Below are 792 nucleotides of genomic sequence, written 5' to 3'. Positions count from 1 at the left end.
CGCTTTATGCGTCACTTTCCTGATCTCGGGTTGTGCCACCATTGCCGACCCCGTCACGTATTCGGAAAAAAAGATATCTCCCCCCTCTTTGCCCGTAAAGAAGGTGCTGGTAATTGTTGACGCGAGCTTGGTTGCTGACAATTTCGGCAATTCTGTCCGTTCCAGGGAAGCGGTGATTAACGAGATGTTTTTGCCCTTGGCAAAGTCCATGGTGGATGAAGTGAAGAAGACCGGTAGTGAAGCTTCCTACCTCATTCATTTCGAGGGCGCGCGTCCTTCGCCGCCCGGTGGTGAATACTCTCACGTGTGGACGCAAACACTTGACAAATTCATCAAAAAAAATGGCGTATTTGTCTCTGACTTTGTCTGGGTAGGTTCGATCCTGGAGCGCAAAGGATTGACAACATTTTCCGAAATCTATCGCACTGAATATCGTTCCGACGGATCGAAATGTTTTATCAATTCAATCCATTTTGCAAACAAGGCCGACTGTCAGAAGAAATACACGGACTCCGTGTCCGGTCAGCTGGCACATGCAGGTCTGAGGCCCTAATGCGGAATCGATAGAACTTGTGCGGCAATCACTTCCATGCCTGTACATACCTTCAGCCCCGCAGCAGACCGCAACAAGCAGCCCATCCTCGAGGTGCTGCGCGAAGTCTTACCTGCGCATGGCAATGCACTAGAAATCGCCTCAGGCACAGGTCAACACGTCGCCTGGTTTGCCGCGGCCCTTCCGCAATGGACGTGGCAGCCCACTGATGCGATTCCTGCCTCCATGGACTCCATTGC

At 51.8% G+C, this 792-nt stretch carries 2 protein-coding genes; both read left to right on the top strand.

The genetic code is table 11. The annotated features are described in order from the left end of the window. Window positions 1-553: hypothetical protein (locus AC1D0Z_RS23300; RefSeq protein WP_477660493.1), on the top strand; the 553-nt coding region annotated here is incomplete at its 5' end. Window positions 554-589: 36 nt separating this feature from the next. After that, on the top strand, window positions 590-792 hold a 203-nt coding region (locus AC1D0Z_RS23295), incomplete at its 3' end, for a DUF938 domain-containing protein (RefSeq protein ID WP_477660492.1).

It is taken from the genome of Polaromonas sp. P1_E3 (genome assembly GCF_056405935.1).
Note: the sequence above shows the minus strand (reverse complement) of the source record. Positions and strands in the feature narration are given on the sequence as shown.